Origin of the sequence: Flavobacterium labens, from assembly GCF_048286755.1 — a bacterium.
Lineage (GTDB): Bacteria > Bacteroidota > Bacteroidia > Flavobacteriales > Flavobacteriaceae > Flavobacterium.
The window spans coordinates 109,998-129,672 of the sequence record NZ_JBLVPL010000005.1 but is presented as its reverse complement, the minus strand read 5'-3'; the positions used below and the strand labels follow the sequence as shown (position 1 = coordinate 129,672).

The 19,675-nt window shown below is 32.8% G+C and carries 20 protein-coding genes and 1 riboswitch; of the genes, 18 read left to right on the top strand and 2 right to left on the bottom strand.

The window, feature by feature from the left end; genetic code table 11:
* Positions 1-70: 70 nt before the first annotated feature.
* The 11 genes from lpxA to ACNQF8_RS12025 all read left to right on the top strand — a co-directional run bounded on the left by lpxA (position 71) and on the right by ACNQF8_RS12025 (position 11,053).
* On the top strand, positions 71-856 hold the full coding sequence (lpxA, locus tag ACNQF8_RS12075) for an acyl-ACP--UDP-N-acetylglucosamine O-acyltransferase (RefSeq protein WP_099715483.1): 786 nt from the start codon (positions 71-73) through the stop codon (positions 854-856).
* Positions 857-914: 58 nt separating this feature from the next.
* Positions 915-1,481, top strand: a complete 567-nt coding sequence (gene efp / locus ACNQF8_RS12070) for an elongation factor P (RefSeq protein WP_035672298.1) — start codon at positions 915-917, stop codon at positions 1,479-1,481.
* 67 nt (positions 1,482-1,548) lie between these two features.
* Positions 1,549-2,478, top strand: a complete 930-nt coding sequence (locus tag ACNQF8_RS12065) for a UDP-3-O-(3-hydroxymyristoyl)glucosamine N-acyltransferase (RefSeq protein WP_417952507.1) — start codon at positions 1,549-1,551, stop codon at positions 2,476-2,478.
* 1 nt (position 2,479) lies between these two features.
* Positions 2,480-2,842: a nuclear transport factor 2 family protein gene (locus ACNQF8_RS12060; protein WP_315209997.1), complete on the top strand. Its 363-nt coding sequence runs from the start codon at positions 2,480-2,482 to the stop codon at positions 2,840-2,842.
* 94 nt (positions 2,843-2,936) lie between these two features.
* Positions 2,937-3,809, top strand: a complete 873-nt coding sequence (sucD, locus tag ACNQF8_RS12055) for a succinate--CoA ligase subunit alpha (RefSeq protein ID WP_035672307.1) — start codon at positions 2,937-2,939, stop codon at positions 3,807-3,809.
* Positions 3,810-4,026: 217 nt separating this feature from the next.
* The gene (locus ACNQF8_RS12050) at positions 4,027-4,449 is read left to right on the top strand and encodes a hypothetical protein (RefSeq protein ID WP_417952505.1); all 423 of its coding nucleotides are present in this window, start codon (positions 4,027-4,029) and stop codon (positions 4,447-4,449) included.
* A 126-nt stretch (positions 4,450-4,575) separates the two neighbouring features.
* A riboswitch (SAM-I-IV-variant riboswitch) is annotated at positions 4,576-4,672 on the top strand.
* Positions 4,673-4,726: 54 nt separating this feature from the next.
* Complete coding sequence (locus ACNQF8_RS12045) at positions 4,727-6,049, top strand: Na+/H+ antiporter NhaC family protein (RefSeq protein WP_417952504.1); 1,323 nt, start codon at positions 4,727-4,729, stop codon at positions 6,047-6,049.
* 183 nt (positions 6,050-6,232) lie between these two features.
* On the top strand, positions 6,233-6,979 hold the full coding sequence (fabG, locus tag ACNQF8_RS12040) for a 3-oxoacyl-[acyl-carrier-protein] reductase (RefSeq protein WP_417952503.1): 747 nt from the start codon (positions 6,233-6,235) through the stop codon (positions 6,977-6,979).
* A gap of 82 nt (positions 6,980-7,061) precedes the next feature.
* Positions 7,062-9,089, top strand: coding sequence for a hypothetical protein (locus ACNQF8_RS12035; protein WP_417953639.1), 2,028 nt, complete (start codon positions 7,062-7,064; stop codon positions 9,087-9,089).
* Positions 9,090-9,103: 14 nt separating this feature from the next.
* Positions 9,104-10,000 (top strand): LysR family transcriptional regulator, encoded by an 897-nt coding sequence (locus tag ACNQF8_RS12030; protein WP_417952501.1) that lies wholly within the window; start codon positions 9,104-9,106, stop codon positions 9,998-10,000.
* A 75-nt stretch (positions 10,001-10,075) separates the two neighbouring features.
* Positions 10,076-11,053 carry a YeiH family protein gene (locus ACNQF8_RS12025; protein WP_417952500.1) on the top strand — a complete coding sequence of 326 codons (978 nt, stop codon included), beginning with the start codon at positions 10,076-10,078 and terminating at the stop codon, positions 11,051-11,053.
* Here ACNQF8_RS12025 and ACNQF8_RS12020 read toward each other — a convergent pair.
* Complete coding sequence (locus tag ACNQF8_RS12020) at positions 11,037-11,786, bottom strand: YoaK family protein (RefSeq protein WP_417953638.1); 750 nt, start codon at positions 11,784-11,786, stop codon at positions 11,037-11,039. The two genes, ACNQF8_RS12025 and ACNQF8_RS12020, sit on opposite strands and share 17 nt — an antisense overlap.
* 98 nt (positions 11,787-11,884) lie before the next feature.
* Here ACNQF8_RS12020 and ACNQF8_RS12015 point away from each other — a divergent pair, with 98 nt between their 5' ends.
* The gene (locus ACNQF8_RS12015) at positions 11,885-12,883 is read left to right on the top strand and encodes a zinc dependent phospholipase C family protein (RefSeq protein ID WP_417952497.1); all 999 of its coding nucleotides are present in this window, start codon (positions 11,885-11,887) and stop codon (positions 12,881-12,883) included.
* A gap of 57 nt (positions 12,884-12,940) precedes the next feature.
* Here the strand turns inward: ACNQF8_RS12015 and ACNQF8_RS12010 are convergent, their stop codons facing one another.
* Positions 12,941-15,040: a sulfatase-like hydrolase/transferase gene (locus tag ACNQF8_RS12010; protein WP_417953637.1), complete on the bottom strand. Its 2,100-nt coding sequence runs from the start codon at positions 15,038-15,040 to the stop codon at positions 12,941-12,943.
* Between the two features lie 248 nt (positions 15,041-15,288).
* Between ACNQF8_RS12010 and ACNQF8_RS12005 the strand changes: the two genes are divergently transcribed.
* The 6 genes from ACNQF8_RS12005 (at position 15,289) to ACNQF8_RS11980 (ending at position 19,674) form a co-directional block, all read left to right on the top strand.
* Complete coding sequence (locus tag ACNQF8_RS12005) at positions 15,289-15,726, top strand: QcrA and Rieske domain-containing protein (protein WP_417953636.1); 438 nt, start codon at positions 15,289-15,291, stop codon at positions 15,724-15,726.
* 130 nt (positions 15,727-15,856) lie between these two features.
* Entirely contained in the window at positions 15,857-16,291 is a 435-nt protein-coding gene (locus ACNQF8_RS12000) for a thioredoxin family protein (RefSeq protein ID WP_315209971.1), read from the top strand.
* Complete coding sequence (locus tag ACNQF8_RS11995; RefSeq protein ID WP_417953635.1) at positions 16,291-17,274, top strand: FAD:protein FMN transferase; 984 nt, start codon at positions 16,291-16,293, stop codon at positions 17,272-17,274. Before ACNQF8_RS12000 ends, ACNQF8_RS11995 begins: the two co-directional genes overlap by 1 nt.
* A 16-nt stretch (positions 17,275-17,290) precedes the next feature.
* Complete coding sequence (locus tag ACNQF8_RS11990) at positions 17,291-17,503, top strand: DUF4266 domain-containing protein (RefSeq protein WP_315209964.1); 213 nt, start codon at positions 17,291-17,293, stop codon at positions 17,501-17,503.
* Positions 17,504-17,547: 44 nt separating this feature from the next.
* Positions 17,548-18,993 (top strand): DUF3570 domain-containing protein, encoded by a 1,446-nt coding sequence (locus ACNQF8_RS11985; RefSeq protein ID WP_417952490.1) that lies wholly within the window; start codon positions 17,548-17,550, stop codon positions 18,991-18,993.
* An 18-nt stretch (positions 18,994-19,011) separates the two neighbouring features.
* Positions 19,012-19,674, top strand: a complete 663-nt coding sequence (locus tag ACNQF8_RS11980; RefSeq protein WP_417953634.1) for a response regulator transcription factor — start codon at positions 19,012-19,014, stop codon at positions 19,672-19,674.
* Position 19,675: the final 1 nt, after the last annotated feature.

Genomic DNA, 19,675 nt, shown 5'->3' with positions numbered 1-19,675 from the left:
TTTTTTTGTTGATTTGGTTAATCGTGTATTCGGTTAATCGATTAAACAGTTAAACGATTAAACAAAGAATATGAATCAACCACTAGCCTATGTTCATCCAGGCGCCAAAATCGCTAAAAATGTTGTCATTGAACCATTTACAACCATTCACAATAATGTAGTTATTGGGGACGGAACTTGGATTGGTTCGAATGTTACCATTATGGAAGGCGCAAGAATTGGAAAAAATTGTAATATATTCCCAGGCGCAGTTATTTCGGCGGTTCCGCAGGATTTAAAATTTGGTGGAGAAGATTCTTTAGCAATAATTGGAGACAATTGTACGATTAGAGAATGTGTAACTATCAATAGAGGTACAATAGCATCCGGACAAACTACATTAGGTAATAATTGTTTAGTAATGGCAACAGCGCATATTGCTCACGATTGTCACATTGGTGATAATGCAATTATTGTAAACGGAGTCGCTTTGGCAGGTCATGTTACTGTAGGGAAATTTGCGGTTATAGGTGGTTTGGCAGCAATTCATCAATTTATTCAAATTGGGGATCATGCCATGATATCAGGTGGATCTTTAGTAAGAAAAGATGTTCCTCCTTATACAAAAGCAGCAAAAGAGCCATTGTCGTATGTTGGTATTAATTCGGTTGGATTAAGAAGACGCGGTTTTACAACTGAAAAAATACGTGAAATTCAGGATATTTATAGAATTCTGTATCAAAAAAATTACAATACCACTCAAGCTTTGGGGATAATTGAAGCAGAGATGGAAGCTACGCCAGAAAGAGATGAAATCATTGATTTTATTAGAAATTCATCAAGAGGAGTAATGAAAGGATATTCTGGGAACTACTAAAATTTAAGTAATTTCAGTTACCAAAAAATAAAAATAGTAATAAAAAACAAACAATATAATGGCATCTACATCAGATATTAAAAACGGATTGTGTATTAAATACAACAACGATATTTACAAAATCATTGAATTTCTTCACGTGAAACCAGGAAAGGGTCCTGCTTTTGTTAGAACAAAACTTAGAAGTTTGACTAACGGAAAAGTATTGGACAACACTTTTTCTGCAGGTCATAAAATCGAAGAAGTTAGAGTAGAAAATCATAAATTCCAGTTTTTATATCCAGAAGGTGATGAATTTCATTTTATGAATACAGAGACTTTCGAACAAATTACTTTGAATAAAAATATTTTAGATTCACCGGATTTATTGAAAGAAGGAGAAAATGTAATGGTAAGTATCAATACAGAGACTGATTTACCGCTTTCTGTAGATATGCCAGCATCTGTTATTCTTGAAGTGACTTATGCGGAGCCAGGAATTAAAGGAAATACGGCTACAAATGCAACAAAATCAGCAACTGTTGAAACTGGTGCAACTGTAAATGTCCCTTTATTTATTAATGAAGGAGATAAAATTAAAATTGATACTGCATCAGGTTCTTACATGGAACGTGTTAAAGAGTAGATTACAGTGTTCAGTATTCACTTAAAAATGAGCTGGATACTGAATATTGAAACCGAACATTAAATTTATGAAATTCCAAAAAGTTTATACTTTAGAAGAAATTGCTACTATCATCGACTGTGAATATGTTGGTGATAAAAATTTTCCAGTGACTGGAATGAATGAAATTCACGTTGTTGAATCTGGAGATATTGTCTTTGTAGATCATCCTAAGTATTATGACAAAGCATTAAATTCAGCGGCGACAATAGTTTTAATCAATAAAAATGTAGCTTGTCCAGATGGAAAAGCATTGTTGATTTCTGAAGATCCATTTAGAGATTTCAATAAATTGACAAATTATTTCAAGCCATTTCAATTCTCAAATGTTTCAATAGCTACTTCAGCTTCAATAGGTGAAGGAACTCTAATACAGCCAAATACATTTATTGGAAATCATGTTGTTATTGGGAAGAATTGTTTAATTCATTCAAATGTTTCGATTTATGATTATACAGTAATTGGTGATAATGTAATGATTCATGCAGGAACTGTTCTTGGTGCAGATGCGTTCTATTATAAAAAACGTCCTGAAGGATATGATCAATTACTTTCCGGTGGAAGAGTTGTCATCAAAGATAATGTTGGAATTGGAGCGCTTTGTACGATTGACAAAGGTGTTACTGGCGATACTACTATTGGCGAAGGCACAAAAATTGACAACCAAGTTCATGTAGGTCATGATACCGTTATTGGTAAAAAATGTTTAATTGCTTCACAAACCGGAATTGCGGGTTGTGTTATTATTGAAGATGAAGTTACTATTTGGGGACAAGTAGGAACTACAAGTGGTATCACAATAGGAGCAAAGGCTGTCATTCTTGGTCAAACCGGAGTTACAAAATCAGTAGAAGGTGGTAAATCATATTTTGGAACACCAATAGAAGAATCAAGAGAAAAATTGAAACAACTGGCTAATATCAAGAAGATACCAGAAATTCTTAATAAACTAAAGTAATATGTCTGCTAAAGAAATCGTTCAGAAGTTTTACAAATCAGATGCCCTAATTGATAGCGAAGTCATAAAAGATTTTTTGCATCCTGAAGTTATCGTTGAATGGAATAGCAGTAAAGGATTAATTCAATTGAATTATGATTCTTTAATTAGCCTGTCCAATGATCTAAGTAAAGCCTATGTGCGTTCAAAGGTTAGAATTAGTCATATTGTAAGTGAAAATGATACCATTTCGGTGCGATATTCTCATTTTGTGAAAACGATTGAGAATCCTAGAGAAGAAATGTTATTGGCGCATTTTATGGTTATTTGGCAAATAAAAGACAATAAACTATTTCGAGGGTATCAAATGAGTCAATTATCATAATTTAGTATCAAAAAACTGAATACTGAATACTGATTACTGATTACTATTTTATACTTTTGCATAACAATTTTAAAAACTACATAAAAAATATATCATGAGTGTTTTAGTTAATAAAGATTCCAAAATAATTGTTCAAGGTTTTACAGGAAGCGAAGGAACTTTCCATGCTTCTCAAATGATTGAGTACGGTACTAACGTTGTTGGTGGTGTAACTCCAGGAAAAGGGGGAACTACTCACTTAGACAGACCAGTTTTTAATACTGTAAAAGATGCTGTAGAACAAGCAGGAGCTGATACAACTATCATTTTTGTTCCGCCAGCTTTTGCTGCTGATGCAATTATGGAAGCTGCAGATGCTGGAATTAAAGTAATTATTGCAATTACTGAAGGAATTCCTGTTGCTGACATGATAAAAGCAAATAGTTATGTTAAAGAAAGAAACGCAAGATTAATCGGTCCAAACTGCCCTGGAATTATTACTCCGGGTGAAGCTAAAGTTGGTATTATGCCAGGTTTTGTTTTCAAAAAAGGAACTGTTGGTATTGTTTCTAAATCTGGAACATTAACGTATGAAGCTGCAGACCAAGTTGTAAAACAAGGATTAGGAATCACTACTGCAATTGGTATTGGTGGAGACCCAATCATTGGAACTACTACAAAAGAAGCGGTTGAATTATTGATGAATGATCCAGAAACAGAATGTATCGTAATGATAGGTGAAATTGGTGGACAATTAGAAGCTGATGCTGCTCATTGGATTAAAGCTGATGGTAACCGTAAACCAGTTGTAGGTTTCATTGCAGGAGTTACTGCTCCTCCAGGACGTACAATGGGACATGCTGGTGCAATCGTTGGTGGTTCTGACGATACTGCTGAAGCTAAAAAACAAATCATGAGAGAATGTGGAATTCACGTTGTAGATTCTCCAGCTGAAATTGGTAAAAAAGTAAAAGAAGTTTTAGGTTAATCTAAACTCTTATTAAATATTTCTAGAAGCCTCACAATTTGTGGGGCTTTTTTATTATTAATTGAATTAAAGAAATATCTTTGCACTTTATTAAATATTTCTGTTTTTGCAGATTCAATTGTAATAAGAACAAACATAAACGAATGGTTTCTAATGGACCTCACGATTTTGTGGGGTATTTTTTTGTCGAAGCCAGTTCAAATTAAAATAAAATAATATGTACAAAGAGTTAAAAAATTTCAAAGTTACCAATCAGTTTTTATTTACTACAGAAGATAGTTTAGCAGAAGTTTGCAACGCATCAGAAGGTTCTGGAGTGTTTTTAGTGTATTCAGTAGGTGATGAAAAAGAGCTAATTATGGTTGGTTCTACTGGAACTGTTCAAAATAATGGAACTTTGAAAATTAAAAATGGTGGTTTGAAAGATAAAATTGTTGAAGGACACCAATTTGCAAAAACAGGAAGAAAATATTCTTGGCCAGCACAAATGAAAATTGAAGATATCAGCACACTTGAAGTGGTTTGGTATGAAACATTTAATGATAAAACTAAAGTGATTCCAACATTCGTAGAAGGGCAAGTTTTACAAAACTTCCTTGACGAAAATGGAAGGTTGCCAAAATGGAATGTAGCTTTCTAATTATTTAAAGACTGTTTTTCAATATCTTACTTATAATTGCGTCACATTTTTATGTGGCGCTTTTTTTGTTTTATTATTTTTTTGAATGAAATTCAAAATATTTCATAAATAATTAATTACTTTTGCACCCGTTATCACGAATCCTTCAATAGGATAGCAACCTGCAACAACAAGCAAGGTGCTAAAACGATAAGCCAAATCCTTTGGAAAAAATGTTGTTTACATTCCCATATTTAGCTTCGTTTTTCGTCATAATTTTTAATTTAAAATTATTTTTATGACTTTATTTTCAAAAGAAAAAGGAAATGCCTTTGCCTTGATTCCTTTATTTGTTTTTATTTTTACCTTTTTGGGAGCAGGAATTATTTTGAATGATTTTTATGCTTTCCCATCTCCAGTAGCTGTTCTAGTTGGTATAATTGCTGCTTTTTTATTATTCAAATCCTCAACTGAGGATAAAGTTGCTACGCTAATCGCAGGTTGTGGCGAAAGTAAAATTATGACCATGTGTTTAATTTACTTGCTAGCGGGAGCGTTTGCAGTGGTTAGTAAAGCGATGGGCGGAGTTGATGCAGTTGTGAATCTTGGGATAAATACTATTGATGTTGCTTACTTTCCGTTAGGAATTTTCTTGATTGCTTCTTTTTTATCAACTGCTACAGGAACTTCAGTAGGTGCAATTGTTGCGATTGGTCCAATAGCTGTCGCATTAGCTGATAAAAGTGGCGCCTCATTACCGCTTATATCTGGCGCTTTATTGGGTGGTTCTATGTTAGGTGACAATCTTTCCATGATTTCTGATACTACTATTGCAGCAACGCAATCATTAGGATGTGATCTAAAAGATAAGTTTAAAATCAACTTGTTCATTGCCTTTCCTGCTGCAGTTTTGACAATTTTAGTTTTCTTTTATCTTGGTTTAAACTCGGATATTGTGACTGTTGCCATTGCAAAAAGTGATTTTTCCTGGATTGCAATTGTACCTTATATTTTAGTAATCGTATTGGCTGTTGTGGGTGTTAATGTATTTTCAACATTGCTTATTGGTACTTTATTAGCAGGTATAATTGGATATTTTAGTGGTTCATTTACGCTAATGGAGTTTACGCAAAAGATATATGAAGGCTTTACCAGTATGACTGATATTTTCTTATTGTCAATGCTAACTGGAGGTTTAGCAGCTATGGTAGATAAAGCGGGTGGAATAACCTATTTATTAGTTCAAATTAAAAAACTAATTAAAAGTAAAAAATCGGCTCAAGCGGGAATTGGCGCTATAGTAGGTTTTGCAAATTTAGCGATAGCCAACAACACGGTTTCTATTGTAATTACGGGACCTATTGCTAAAGAAATTAACGATGAGTACAATTTAAATCCTAAAAAGACAGCTGCAATTCTTGATATTTTTTCATGTGTAATTCAAGGGGTTTTACCGTATGGTGCTCAAATATTGCTTATCTTGAGCTACGCCAATGGCAAATTGAATTTCTTTGATTTAATTAGTAATGCCTGGTATCATTTATTTTTATTAGTTTTCACATTAGTGGCTATTTACAGTTCGTTTTGGGACAAATGGACAAAGCGATTCTTTAATATTTAAGAACTGAATTTTTGACTGTAATTGCTTTTGAATTTTTTTTAAAAAAGGAATTATTATATATTTGACGAGTGTAAGATAGCCCTGATAGTAGTGAAAATCCTTTTATGTAAGCGATAGCGGTCATAAAAGATTGAAACGGATAGCAGGAATAGCTCCAAATAAAATTTAAACTAATTTTTGAATATGAAATTACTAGAAGGAAAAGTTGCCATAATTACTGGTGCGAGTCGTGGAATTGGAAAAGGAATTGCTGAAGTTTTTGCAAAACAAGGTGCAAATGTAGCCTTTACATATAGTTCATCAGTAGAATCTGCTTTGGCTCTTGAAAATGAATTGAATGCTCTTGGAATTAAAGCCAAAGGTTATCAATCGAATGCAGCCGATTTTAATGAAGCGCAAACTCTGGTAGACGCGGTTATAGCTGAATTTGGAACGGTTGATATTCTAATAAACAATGCCGGAATTACTAAAGACAACCTATTAATGCGTATGTCTGAAGGCGATTTTGATCAAGTGATTGATGTTAACTTGAAATCGGTTTTTAATATGACTAAAGCCATTCAACGTACTTTCTTGAAACAACGTTCTGGTTCAATTATAAATATGAGTTCTGTTGTAGGGGTAAAAGGAAATGCTGGACAAACGAATTATGCTGCTTCTAAAGCGGGTGTTATTGGTTTTTCTAAATCAGTAGCATTGGAATTAGGATCACGTAACATTCGTTGCAATGTAATTGCTCCGGGATTTATAGAAACGGAAATGACGGCTAAATTAAACGAAGATGTTGTAAAAGGATGGAGAGACGGAATTCCATTGAAACGTGGCGGAACAACTGAAGACGTTGCTAATGCATGTCTTTTCTTTGCTTCTGATATGAGCGCTTATGTAACTGGACAGGTTATGAATGTTTGTGGGGGAATGCTTACTTAAGATAATTATAAATTATAAATGATGAATTTTAAATTGGTGAATAATTTAAAATTTATAATTCATCATTTAAAATAAAATAAGAATGACAACAAACACGATACTATTATTACTGCTTTCTTTACTAATAGCTGGCGGATTGTCGTTTTTTCAATATATCTACAAAGCCAAAAACAAATCGAATGTCGGTTGGTTTTTGGCTTTTTTGCGTTTTTCATCCATTTTTGGAATTTTATTGTTGTTGATTAATCCAATAATAACCAAAAATACGCTTGAAACAGTAAAAACGCCTTTGCCCATTGTTGTTGATTATTCGAGTTCTATTTCTTTTTTGAATGCCAATGAAAAAGCATTAGAATTGTACAAAAAAATACAATCAAACTCTGATTTACAAGAGAAATTTGATGTGCAATCGTATCAGTTTTCGGATGATTTTGAACCTACTGAAACATTTGATTTTAAGGGAACGCAAACTAATATTGATGTTGTAGCCAAAAATCTAAAAAGCATTTATAAAAACACAATCTATCCTACGGTTTTAATTACAGATGGAAATCAAACTTCCGGGAATGATTATGTCTATAGTTTTGATGCTGTAAATAAAGTATATCCTTTGATTGTAGGTGATACAACGACTTTTTTAGATTTTAAAATCAATCAACTGAACGTTAATAAATACGCTTTTCACAAGAATAAATTTCCTGTAGAAGCTTTTTTACAGTATTCAGGAACCAAAAGTGTAACCGCTGATTTTGTTATTTCGCAAGGCAATTCGGTATTCAGTAAGCAATCTATTTCCTTTTCTCCTTCCAAGAAAACAGCAACTATAAACATACTTTTACCGGCGGATAAAATAGGATTACAGGTTTTTAAAGCTACAATATCATCAAAAGAAAAAGAAAAAAATACGTATAATAACGCTAAGAATTTTGCGGTTGAAATTATTGACCAAAAAACAAATATTGCTATTGTATCTGCTATAAATCATCCTGATTTAGGGGCATTAAAAAGAGCAATTGAATCGAATGTACAGCGTAAAGTAACGATTATTAAACCAAATGACATCAAATCATTACAAGATTATAATGTTTTGATTTTATATCAACCGACAACAGAATTTAAAACTATTTTTGAGAATAATAAAGGTGCCGGAATCAATACGTTTATTATTACCGGAAACAACACTGATTTTAATTTTCTGAATCAGCAGCAGGATAATTTAAACTTTAAAATGAGTGGACAAAAAGAAGATTATTTGTCAGTTTTTAATGGGCAGTTTAATTTATTTGCAGCTGACAATATCGGTTTTGAAAATTTACCGCCTTTACAAAATGCTTTTGGAACCGTAACTGTAAAAGGTGCGGTGTCTGTTTTGCTTTCGTCCAAAATCAGAGCTATAGATACCAATTCACCTTTGTTGGCTTTTGCCGAAAATCAGGGGAAACGAGCCGCTTATCTTTTAGGAGAAAATAGTTGGAAATGGCGTTTGCAAACCCATGTCAACAATCATTCCTTTGAAAAATATGATGTTTTCATCGATAAGATTATTCAATTTCTGGCTTCTAATAATTCTAAAAAATCACTGGTAGTTGAACATGAAAGCTTCTATAATTCAGGTGAAGCCATTGAAATAACCGCTCAATTTTTCAATAAAAATTACGAGTTTGATGAAAAAGCCCGTTTGACAATTGCGGTAACAAATACAAAAAACAAGCAAACGAAAAATTACGATTTATTAAAAGGAAACAATTCCTACAAAGTCAATCTTGATGGATTGAAAGCGGGTTCTTATGTGTTTACAGTAAAAGAATTAAATTCTAAAACGACTTATTCCAGTAGTTTTGAAATTCTTGATTTTGATATCGAAAAGCAATTCGTCAATCCCGATGTGGAGAAATTGACACAATTAGCCACGCAAACGCAAGGAAAAGCTTTTTTCACAGACCAAGTTGATGTGTTGATTAAAACGTTTTTGGAAAATGATGAATACAAAGCGATAGAGAAGAACATTGTTACTAAAACTCCTTTGATAGATTGGATTTGGTTATTGGTTTTAATTTTATTTTTGTTGGCAACGGAATGGTTTGTTCGAAAATACAACGGATTACTCTAATACAATTAAAGAACATGGATTTTAGACTGAAAGTATTTTATACCGTTGCAAATCGTTTGAGTTTTACAAAAGCAGCAACCGAATTATTCATTACGCAACCTGCGATTTCCAAACATATTCAAGAATTAGAGGAACAATATAAAATCAAACTGTTTGACAGGAATGGTTCCAAAATCGCATTGACACCTGCAGGTGAAGTGTTATTAAAACATACCAAAAACATTTTCGAACTTTATAGAGAAATCGATTTTGATATGAACACTCTTATTAATCAACGTTCCGGACTGTTGCGATTAGGCGCTAGTACAACGATTTCTCAGTATATAATTCCGCCACTTTTAGCTCGTTTCCACCAAAAATTACAAGATGTAAAAGTGAGTTTACTCAATGGAAACACGGAACAAATAGAAAATGCTTTACTAAACCAGGAAATTGAAATAGGAATTGTTGAAGGGCAATCAAAAAATAAATCTATTAAATATTCTGAGTTTTTAAAAGATGAATTGGTTTTAGTTTGTAAGAGTTCCAATCCGTTAGTAAGTCTTGATGAAGTGACTCAGGACGATCTTAAAAGGATGCATTTTTTAATGCGAGAGCAAGGTTCAGGAACACTTGAAGTTATTGAACACGCGTTGAAACCATTTGAAATTAAAATATCCGAACTACAAATTGAAATGCAATTAGGAAGTACTGAAAGTATAAAATCCTACTTAATGAACTCTGATTGTGTGGCTTTTATATCTATTCATGCGGTAAAAAAAGAACTTCAAAACAATGAACTGGCGATATTAGATATTAAAGACCTAGTTATAGAACGTTTCTTTTACGTCATTACTTTACAAGGAAAAACGGATTCACTATCCGATTTGTTTATCCAAAATATTTCTAATCATTATAATTTAAAGTTATAGCAGATTATAATTTGCGATTGGCATAAATAGATTTATCGTTCCACCTTTGTACTGTAATAATTCAACAACTTTACATTGGAAACGCATCAAAAAACAATTCAAAAGGAATCTTTTATTTTTTTTAAAGTAAATGCCACGTTGCAGCAACTCATTTTTGTTGTCTTGCTATTGTCTTGTACCACAATTTTTGTTTTTCCGCCAATTGCTTTAGTATTAGGATTGATTGTCGCCAACCTTTTTGGACATCCTTTTTTAGAGTTGAATCATAAAGCCACTAATTATCTGTTGCAGTTTTCAGTCGTTGGTTTAGGATTTGGAATGAATGTTCACAGTGCTGTATCTGCAGGAAAAGAAGGCTTTTTGTTTACAGTTGCGTCCATTGTGAGCACTTTAATTTTAGGAACTTTTTTAGGAAAATGGTTTAAAACGGATACTAAAACATCGCATTTAATTTCTTGTGGCACTGCAATTTGTGGAGGAAGTGCCATCGCAGCGATTGCTCCCGTAATCAAATCCAATGAAAAACAAACCTCAGTTGCTTTAGGAGTGATATTCATTCTTAATTCGGTGGCGCTGTTTTTATTTCCTGCTGTGGGTCATTGGTTGGATTTAACACAAAAAGAGTTTGGATTATGGTGTGCTATTGCTATTCATGACACGAGTTCTGTAGTAGGAGCAGCGAGTAAATTTGGCCCTGAAGCTCTGCAAATAGCCACAACAGTAAAATTAGCCCGTGCGTTATGGATTATTCCTGTAGCATTGATTACGGCATTTATTTTCAAGAATAAATCAGGTAAAATAAAAATTCCTTATTTTATTGGATTGTTTATTTTGGCGATGATTGCCAATACCTATCTGCCACAAATGGCAAGTGTAGCCCCACACTTGGTTTCAGTTTCTAAAATAGGTTTGACAGTAACTTTGTTTCTTATTGGAGCCGGACTAAATAGAAATGTCTTGAAGTCAGTAGGATTAAAACCACTTGCGCAGGGCGTTTTGCTTTGGACATTCATTGCAATTGCTACTTTGGCATCGATTATTTATCTAAAATAGTTTTATGATGAAAGGTTTTTCGTTTGATGACATTAAATTGTAATCTAATATAATCATACAAAAGCGCTAGCAACAAAAAGGTTGCAGCAACAAAAAGGGTTTTAATTTTTAGTGAATTATAAAGAAAACCACCTGAAAAACAGCCAATAAAAAAGAATGTGATAATCGATAATCTCAGATAAATACTGGTTTTTAATTTTTTCTTTTCATCGGATTTTTTATAAAAGAATAATTGCGAAAGTTCTATTCCTAAATCAGTAAAAAGTCCAGTTAAATGGGTTGTTCTAACAGTAGATTGAGAAATTTTTGTTACCAAAGAGTTTTGTATTCCCATGGCAAAAAGCATTGAAAAAGCAATCCATTTTCCTTCTGTGCTAGACAATGATGATTGTGCTCCGAAAATCCCAACGCTAATTAAAACAATCATTTCTAGCGAAATCGGGATAACATGAGATAAATTTGGATGTTTTTTCGAAATCAATTCGGCTAAAAAATTAGAGGTAAAAGCCCCCAATAAAAAGAAAATAGTGAATACAAAAAAAGTGATTGCGGCTGCATAATCTCGTTTCATTATTTCTTCGGCAAAGTATGCGAAATGCCCTGTAACATTTGTTGTCAATGTTTGTATCGATAAAACTCCCGTAACATTTACAATTCCGGCAACAAAAGATAATAAAGTGGCTAAACGAAGATTGTGAATAAAAGTTCTGTTTTTTCCTTGATGTCGAAACATATTTGTAAGTTTTCTTTTTTAATTAACAGAATCTTAAACCCAATTTTTTCTAATAACGATTTAAAGAAATACATTTGTACTTCAAAAAAATAAATTTAATGAAAAATTTTAAAATTAGACCTACACTAATCACTTTATCTGCTCTGGGAGTTGCACTTTTTCTTTTGTCATGGGGCGTTATCGGTCATGAACGAATCAATAGAGCGGCAGTAATGGCACTTCCAAAACCATTGCAGACTTTCTTTTACAATCATATTGATTTTATTACTCAAGAATCTACTGTTCCGGATTTGAGAAGAAATGTTTTGAATGATAAAATGGAACCACCGCGTCATTATTTTGATATGGAAAACTTTGGTGATGTGGCCACTTTTCCTAAAACTATGGAAGAAGCAAAACTAAAATACGACGAAAAATTCTTGACCAAAAACGGAATTTTACCTTGGCATATTCAAGATTTAATGGTGAAACTTACCAAAGCATTTAAGGAAAAAAGGAAAAATGAAATACTATTTATTGCAGGTGATTTAGGACATTATATTGCTGATGGTCACATGCCATTGCACACATCTGATAATCACGACGGGCAAAATACCAACCAAAAAGGAATTCACTCTTTATGGGAAAGCCGTTTGCCAGAATTGTTTGCAAAGGATTATAAGTTCAACGTACCTCAAGGCGTTTATCTTGAAAATGTAGAAAAAGCAACATGGGACATGATTTTTGATACTCATAGTTTAGTAGAACCTCTATTAGCGATAGATAAAAAATTGAGAACTGCGACACCTGAAAATAAAATATTTGTGACTGATGCTAGTGGGGAAATTGTAAAAAATAAATACGGAGGAACCTTGTATTCTGATGAGTATGCTAAACAATTGCATGCTGATATGAACGGAATGGTTCAACAACAAATGAGAAAAGCCATTACAGTTACGGCAAGTTTTTGGTACACTGCATGGGTCAATGCCGGTAAACCCGATTTAAGTGGTCTTGATACTCCAGCGTTAACTAAGAGAAACAGCAAACTTCTAAAAAAAGATATGAAGACGTATACTAAAGGAAATCTTTTTGGTTTGACAAACGAAAAAGAGTAACTATATATTTCCAATTAAAAAACGGGTGAAACTTCAATTTCACCCGTTTTTTTTATGCTAATTCATTTTTTGATCCTTCTTTTTCTTCAACATGTCCGATGCAGTTTGATAATATGAAATTGTTTCATTGACTAAATTTGTTCTTTCTTTTATTAAGGGTATTTGGTCGTAATAGATTTGAAAATCAGAACCTACTTTTTGGTTGGGTTTCAAAGTTAATTGAAATTGTTTTACTTTTTGTTTTGCAGAAATAATCGTCAAAACATTGTTTTTTATTAATCCTAAATCCTGGTACGTAGCAATTAATGCTCTGGGTTTGTAATCTGGTTTTAAAACATCCTGACCATAAAATTTACTTTGATAATCAAAATTCAATAATCCAAAAACGGTTGGCATAACATCTATTTGTGACATTAGATTGGTATAGTTCTTTGGTTTAACCAAAGTTGGACTATAAATCAGGGCTGGAATTCTATATTTATCTACCGGAAGCTCTGTTTTTCCTGCACTGGAAGCACAATGATCGGCTAAAATAACAAAAACGGTATTGGCAAACCAAGGTTGTTTTTTGGCCATTTCAAAGAATTTTTTCATCGCATAATCCGTGTATTTTACACCACCGTCACGAGATTTTGCATCACCCGGAATATCAATTTTACCATTAGGATAGGTGAATGGTCTGTGATTGCTTACTGTCATTATATGATTGAAAAACGGCTTATTAACCGCTGCTTCTTTGTTCATTTCCTTTATGGCTTTGGTATACATATCTTCATCACATACGCCCCAAATGTTCGCAAAAGTGATTTCATTTGGTTTAAATGTTTTTTTGTCAACAATTTCATATCCATTTCCTGTGAAGAAATCTTCCATATTATCAAAAAAAGCATCGCCTCCGTACATGAATTTTACAGTATATCCTTTTTGTTTAAAGATGTTACCCGTAGAAAATTTATTTTTATTGTCTTCTCTTTTTACCACACTTTCGCCAGCGGTAGGAGGAAAACATAAAGTAACGGCTTCAAGTCCGCGAACTGTTCTGTTTCCTACAGCATATAAGTTTGTAAAAACTAAACTTTTGGTTGCTAAACTATCTAAAAACGGAGTAATATTCTTTTCGTTACCATACATCTTCATAAACTCAGCACTGTAACTTTCAATAGTTATCAAAACCACGTTTTTATGATTTTCGGCAGCCTCATTTTTTATTTGTCTCCAAGTTGTTTCTCCTGAAATAGAAGGAATTTGTTGCTTTAATTGTGCAAAGGCTTCACTATTGGGAAGTGTTTTATAAAACTTAAAATAATCCAACTCACTATGCATAAATGCCAGATAGAATTTGTAAATACCGTTTGCCTGAAGTTCATTTGCAAAAACATTATGAGCATTCTCTTTGGTAGACAAAAATGGTATTGCCAGTAAAGAAAGGGCAAATAAAACCAAATAAATCCCGGACAATTTTATTTTTTCGACAAAAGCAGGTATATTTTCTATGTAATTTTTTGATTTTTTTACTATGAAATATGTTATAAATCCTGCAATTATAAAGAGTGCAGAAAATAATGGAATCACGGGATAAGATTCCATAATATTTCCAAGAACTTCATTGGTGTAAACCAAATAATCTACTGCAATAAAATTATATTTCACGCCAAATTCATTCCAGAAAAAGTATTCACTGATTCCGTTTTGTAAAATTAAAACTACGTAGAGAAAAATCACAAAAGAGAACAACCAAAACCTGATTTGGCTTCGGTACTTAGGAAGGAAAAGCAATGTTCCAAATAAGATTGTTTTTATGGCAATGAAAGCTATACCAATTGTTGGCAAAGCACCACCATATTCATTTAAGATAGTTTTTCCTGATAAAACATAAAGCAACATGATTACCAGCATTCCAAAAATGATATAACCGTAGGGTTTAAAATATTTAGAATTAGATATAAAAATAAGATAAAGCCATAAAAAGCCACTAAGTAAAACAAAAATAAAAAAGTCCGATATGAATCCAAAAACAAACAAAGACAGTGTATCAGTCCAAGTAAATGATGTTTGCGTTATAGGATGAAAAAAAAGAATTACCCTTAAAACGAAACTCACTACGATGTAGAAAAGCAATAAATAATAAAAAGGGGATGATTTTTTAAGAAAATTCATGATGTTATTTTTATAGACAAAAGTATATATAATTTTAACCTTGATTTTTTAAGAATTGCTTAATATTTTATCAATATGCAGTATCGATTTAATTAATTTTATCAATTTTGAATGAATACTATTAAATTTTAAAACAATCATAGAAATATTTCGCACCTTTATGGAGGTTCTTTTTCTTTTTTGATAAAAACTATAACTATTTTTTTTGCGTATGTAATTATATTAACTAACCTAAATATAAAATAATCATGACTAGAAAAGAATTTTTTGCGAGAGTAGGATTTGGAGCAGCAACAGTTTTAGTACCTGCTTGCTTAGCCGGTTTGGCTACGAGTTGTAGCTCAGACGATTCCAGTACTGGTGGTTCTTCAACCCCAACACCAACAGCTACAAGTAATTTTACAGTTGATATCAGTACAGGACCTTTGGCGACAAATGGAGGTTTCATAGTCACCAAAGGAATTATTATTGCACGAACCACAACAGGAACTTTTCTGGCAGTATCCTCTTCATGTACTCACGAAGGTGTAACGCTTGGTTATGATAAATCAGGGAATCAATTTGTTTGTCCAAGACATAATTCTCAGTTTACAAGTACTGGTACTGTAATTTCTGGACCAGCACCATCCAATTTGAAACAATATCAGACTACATTGTCTGGAACAACTTTAACTGTTATTGTCTAGTTCAAGAAATAAAAGAATTGTGGATACCTATCAAAAAGTCGTTAAATTAATTCTGTCTTAATTTTCACTTTAAGAAAACTATACTTCACTAGAAATAAATACTTTTACAGTATTAAAACAGATTTAAAAGATGAAAAAACAGGTCTTATTCTTGTTTCTTTTTATAGGAACGATAGGGTATTCTCAAAACTGGAAAACCAATTTTGAAGAAGCAAAAGCGCAGTCAATTTCTGATAACAAAAATATCCTTCTTGTCTTTTCAGGGTCAGACTGGTGTGCTCCTTGCATTAAATTAGAGAATACGATTTGGAAATCCGAAGAATTTAAAAAGGAAGCTGATCAAAAATGGGTCATTTATAAAGCTGATTTTCCAAAGAAAAAAGCAAATCAACTAGCGCCAGAGTTAATGGAGAGCAATAAAAAATTGGCTGAAAAATACAATAAATCAGGAAATTTTCCATTAGTGTTACTTTTGGACAAAACGGGGAATGTATTAGGAATCACAGGTTTCAAAAACCTTTCTCCAGCTGATTATATCAAACTAATTCATTCATTTGAAAAATAATGAGGAGTATAATTTTAATATTTTTATTATTTACAACCTTCATTTCTGTTGGTCAAATCGCCCATAAGAGAAAGTTGTCGATGTTAGGAAGTCCGTTTGAGGTTACTGCTGTTGCAAATGACACTCTGAAAGGCAATGAATATATTGATTTGGCTGTAGCCGAAGTAAAACGAATTGAAAATTTAATTTCAGATTGGATTCCCACCACACAAATTTCAGAAATCAACCGAAATGCAGGAATTAAACCTATAAAAGTGGATTCTGAAGTTTTGGAATTGGTCGAAAGAGCAATTAAAATTTCCGAAATTACAGATGGTGCCTTTGATATTTCCTATGCTTCTATGGACAAGATATGGAAATTTGATGGCTCAATGAAAGTGATGCCGACAGAAGAAGCTATAAAAAAATCAGTTGCAAAAATTGGCTATAAAAATATTATTATAAACAAGAAAGAACAAACCATTTTTCTAAAATTAGAAGGAATGAAATTAGGTTTGGGCGGCATTGGTCAAGGCTATATTGCTGATAAAGTGAAAGATTTATTGGTTTCAAAAGGTTGCACATCAGGAATAGTAAATGTTTCCGGAGATATTAATGCTTGGGGAAAACAACCTGATGGAAAACCGTGGAATGTGGGAATTGTAAATCCTTTGAATAAAAATAAAGTTTTTGCCACATTTCCATTAGAAGATAGTGCTGTAGAAACTTCAGGAAGTTATGAGAAGTACGTCATTTTTAATGGAATACGGTATTCCCATATAATTGATCCCAGAACTGGTTATCCGGCAACTGGTGTGGTGAGTGTATCTGTATTTGCAAAGCAAACTGAAATTGCTGACGCTTTGGCTACAGGAATTTTTGTTCTTGGAGTAGAAGTGGGATTGGATTTAGTAAATCAACTTAAAGGAATTAAATGCATTATTGTTGATGATAAAGGCAAGATTCATTCATCAAAAGGAATTGACATCAAAAAATATAATTAATATAAAGACATTCAAAATGATAAAGACTATAACGGTTTTGTTTTTTGTAATGCTGATTTTACAATCCTGTAGTTCAGTAAAAGAGTACGAAAAAGAAAAAATAAATGATCCTGACATGAAACTATCTGCAAGAACTGCAGAACGTTACGAAACTTCTTTTCAAGTTTATCGTGAAGCTGCCGCTGGAGCAAATGGTGGTAAATCAGGCGGTGGTTGCGGTTGCAACTAATTTACAAAACAACAATTTAGATAGTAAATAGTAATTTCTATACAATGAAAATAAAATTTTTATTTCTTTTAGGATTAATCAGTAGCATTGCCTTTTCGCAGGATAAAACTACCGCACCAGCATTTAAAAAACGAGTATTAGAGAGTACTGAGGTCGATTTTTTAGCTAGTTATTACAATCAGGACGGCTCAAGATCAGCTGTTTCAGGAGGTATTGGTTCTGAAAAATTAACTGATGTTGCTTCAAATATTGTGGTAGCGATGCCTTTAAATGACGACGATGTTTTAACCATTGATTTAGGAATATCGGCCTATTCATCAGCATCTTCGAGTAATATAAATCCATTTAATTCTACTGGAGCTTCTGGCGGAGGCGGAGATGATGATAGAATTGCAGGCGGTCAAAAAGCTACGGCTACGGGTCCTACCGGAACTCCTTGGCAAGCTTCATCAGGTGCTTCTAAAAGTGATCAATTAGTGTCAATTGTTGCTAATTACAGCCATAGTAGTGATTCCAGAAATTTTATTTGGAATACTGATGTTTCTTTTTCAAATGAGTATGACTATACTTCGGTAGGTTTTGGAGGAGGAATTGCTACTCTTTTTAATGAAAAAAACACCGAATTAAGTTTGAAAGCTAATGTATATCTTGATCAATGGAGACCTATTTATCCAACAGAGCTTCACGAATATTCAAAATATGGTACTAATTTCTTAACCCAACGGTATTTTAATGGTGTATCGGTTTTGGATCAAAATGGACAAACTACAACAAATTATTTGCCTTCAACATTTCAAACAGTTACTGGCGTTAATAGAAACTCCTACTCAGCTTCTGTAGGTTTCTCTCAGGTTTTAACCAAAAAACTGCAATTTTCAATCTTCTTTGATGTTTTGCAACAACAAGGTTTATTGTCATCCCCTTATCACCGAATTTATTTTGCTGATAAAGCTAATTATTACATCGGTCAGGCACAATACATCAATACTTACGAAAGTCCAACTAACGCTGGAGTTTACAAATTGGCGGATGATATCGAAAGATTGCCTGATTCCAGATTTAAACTTCCCGTTGGAGCGCGTTTGAATTATTATATTAACGAACGATTTATATTGAGAACCTATTATCGCTTTTACTCTGATAATTGGGATATTCAATCGCACACCGCAACTATAGAACTTCCTATAAAATTATCCGATAGGTTTACCGTTTTTCCAATGTATCGTTATTACACACAAACGGCTTCAAAATACTATGCGCCTTATGAAACCCATTTATCAACAGAAAGATATTATACTTCTGATGCAGATTTAGCTACATTTGATGCGAATCAATATGGTTTTGGAATCAATTACACCGATATTTTTACTGGTGCAAAAATTTGTAAATTTGGTTTAAAAAACATTGATTTTAGATTCAATCATTATGAAAGAAGTGATAATCTAAATGCTAACATTGGTACAATTGCATTTAAATTTGTAATGCAATAAAGCCTAAATAATTCAATTATGCACATATTAATTGTGGAAGATGAAGCTGGTATTGTTCAATTTCTTCAGCAAGGATTAGAAGAAGAAGGATATACAATCACCAGTGCTTCGGATGGTTTAAAAGGATTTGAGCTGACTCAAAAAAATAATTTCGATTTGATTTTATTAGATTGGATGTTGCCAAAAATGACTGGATTAGAACTTTGTAAATCCATTCGATTAAAAAATACTTCAACTCCAATCATTTTTCTCACAGCAAAAGATACCGTTCAAGAAACAATTGAAGGATTGAAAGCGGGAGCCAATGACTACATCAAGAAACCCTTTAGTTTTGATGAATTAGTAGAACGCATCAAAATTCATTTCCGAAACCAAAATGAAGATGAAATTCTGACTCTTGGTACCATCAAAATTGATGTTCCACAACATCGTGTTTTAGTAAATGAAATTGAAGTGGCATTGACCCAACGTGAATTTGAACTGTTGACATATTTGGTAAAAAATAAAGGGAAAGTGTGTACCAGAACTCAAATTATTGAAGACGTTTGGGACATTCATTTTGAATATGACACCGGCGTTATTGATGTTTTTATGAATGCAATCCGTAAAAAATTAAATTTAAAAATTGAACAAGACTACATAAAAACAGTTCGTGGTGTAGGGTATATTGCTAACGATTAAA